Annotated in this window: 2 protein-coding genes; both read left to right on the forward strand. The window is 51.8% G+C overall.

Annotated features, from left to right (window positions below):
• The first annotated feature begins 323 nt into the window (after positions 1–323).
• Positions 324–401 carry a K(+)-transporting ATPase subunit F gene (gene kdpF, locus L9W92_RS19490; RefSeq protein ID WP_376741836.1) on the forward strand — a complete coding sequence of 26 codons (78 nt, stop codon included), beginning with the start codon at positions 324–326 and terminating at the stop codon, positions 399–401.
• Positions 401–2,104: a potassium-transporting ATPase subunit KdpA gene (gene kdpA / locus L9W92_RS18535; RefSeq protein ID WP_240085218.1), complete on the forward strand. Its 1,704-nt coding sequence runs from the start codon at positions 401–403 to the stop codon at positions 2,102–2,104. The genes kdpF and kdpA overlap by 1 nt, the downstream gene beginning before the upstream one ends.
• Positions 2,105–2,227 lie beyond the last annotated feature (123 nt).

A 2,227-nucleotide genomic window follows, 5' to 3' on the forward strand; every position in this document is an offset into this window, starting at 1 on the left:
GCTTCATATAGAGGCGCCTCCTCAATCTGGTTTTGTGCCTTTCTTGTCGGGATCAGCACATTACCATTGTATTGATGGGCGTCTCTTTTTTCAAAGGCCGTTTTCAATAATTACAGGAATGCTCCTTTTTTTTCAATGCGCACATAACTGACTTTAAACAGGATTAGCAGATTTATATTAATACATTTTTTATATCTTTTTTATGTCTAACTCTATTTTCTTTATCAAATACTTATTCTTAATAGGATTATAATACCGTCAGCAGAGATGTAGTTTGCGAAAGGGCAGAAAACAAGCGGAGTGGAGGTCTGCTAGTGCCGGATATGATTTTAGGCGGTTTGGTTGCGGCAGGGTTGCTCTTTTATCTTGTCTATTCTTTGGTAAAGGCGGAGGATTTGTAATGATAGCATCAGATCTTGCTCAGATTCTTCTATTCCTGGTTTTGCTTGTCGCGCTTGCTGTTCCTATGGGACGCTACATGTGCAAGGTTTTTACCGGTGAGCGCACCCTGCTGGACCGGGCATTGCTTCCCGTGGAAAAGCTCGCTTACCGGCTGGCGGGAATCAACGCGCAAAAAGAAATGGGATGGCGCGAGTATGCCTTTACCCTGCTGATTTTCAACCTGTTGGGAATAGTGCTGGTTTTCTTTTTACAGCTTTTGCAGGGTTACCTGCCCTTCAACCTCCAGCAGTTCGGAGCCGTAAAACCGGACCAGGCTTTGAACACGGCTATCAGCTTTGTGACCAATACCAACTGGCAGGCGTACGGTGGCGAATCCACGATGAGCTACTTTACCCAAATGGCTGCCCTCACGGTGCAGAACTTTCTTTCCGCCGCCACCGGCATAGCTGTCGTAATAGCTCTGATTCGCGGCCTGGTCCGCCGCAAGGCCGACACCATCGGCAACTTTTGGGTGGATCTGACCCGTACGGTTCTATGGATATTGCTGCCTTTCTCGCTTATCGGGGCGCTGGCGCTGGTCTCCCAGGGTGTCATCCAGAACCTGAGCTCGTATATTGACGCCCGGACCTTGGAGGGAGCCGGACAAACTATTGCCGTCGGGCCGGTGGCCTCCCAGGAAATTATTAAAATGCTGGGCACTAACGGCGGCGGGTTCTTTAATGCGAACTCCGCCCATCCTTTGGAAAACCCCACGCCTGTGACCAACCTGCTGGAAATGGTGGCTATTCTGGTCATTCCCGCCGGGCTGACGTTTACTTTCGGTCACCTGGCCGGAAATATCAAGCAGGGCAAGGTTATCTTCGCGGCCATGCTGATTTTGTTTGTCTTGTTTTTAGGTGTTTGCTATACCAGTGAGGTGGCCGGCAACCCGCAGGTCAGCGCCTTGGGAGTCAACGGCCCGTCAACGCTGGAAGGAAAGGAAGTGCGTTTCGGCGTAGCCAATGCAGCCCTTTTTGCCACTGTTACTACCGCCGCGTCCTGCGGTGCTGTCAATACCATGCACGACAGCCTCACTCCCGCGGGCGGCCTCGTACCTATGTTGCAGATGATGCTCGGAGAAGTGGTTTTCGGCGGTGCGGGTTCGGGGTTGTACGGCATGCTCGTTTTTGTGATTCTGACAGTGTTCATTGTCGGCCTGATGGTAGGCCGCACACCGGAATATCTCGGCAAGAAGATTGAATCCAGGGAAACGAAGATGGCCACGCTGGCGGTGCTTATTCCCGCGGCTATCATTCTGGCCGGCGGGGCCCTCGCCGCGGCCACTAACGCTGGCGTATCATCCATTTTAAACCCAGGTCCGCATGGCCTGAGTGAAATAATTTATGCTTTTGCATCGGCGGCTGGTAATAACGGCAGCGCTTTCGCGGGGTTAAATGCCAACACGTTGTTTTACAACCTGGTCCTGGCCCTGGCTATGCTTATCGGGCGTTTTGGGGTCATTCTGCCGGTGCTGGCCATTGCTGGAAGCATGGCCGCCAAAAAGACGGTTCCTCCCGGACCGGGCACTTTTGAGACCACCGGAGGTTTATTCACCGGATTGCTGGCGGGCACGGTGCTCGTTGTCGGAGCCCTGACCTTCTTCCCTGTCCTGGCGCTCGGACCTATCGTGGAACACTTGCTGATGTTGAGCGGAACGACATAGGCTCTCGGCATTAGATGGGAGGAATCATTAAATCTGGAATAAAGTAACTGGAAATTCTGGCATGCCAGGCTAAAAAGACTGTCCTTTTCACGACATTCCTAAAAATGGGCATGGCAAAGAAGC

Source organism: Pelotomaculum terephthalicicum JT, from assembly GCF_022410535.1.
GTDB lineage: Bacteria > Bacillota > Desulfotomaculia > Desulfotomaculales > Pelotomaculaceae > Pelotomaculum_D > Pelotomaculum_D terephthalicicum.

Bases quoted from the DNA above. Each gene is read 5' to 3' on its own strand.
- kdpF (WP_376741836.1), top strand. From the start codon at position 324: ATGATTTTAGGCGGTTTGGTTGCGGCAGGGTTGCTCTTTTATCTTGTC.
- kdpA (WP_240085218.1), top strand. From the start codon at position 401: ATGATAGCATCAGATCTTGCTCAGATTCTTCTATTCCTGGTTTTGCTT.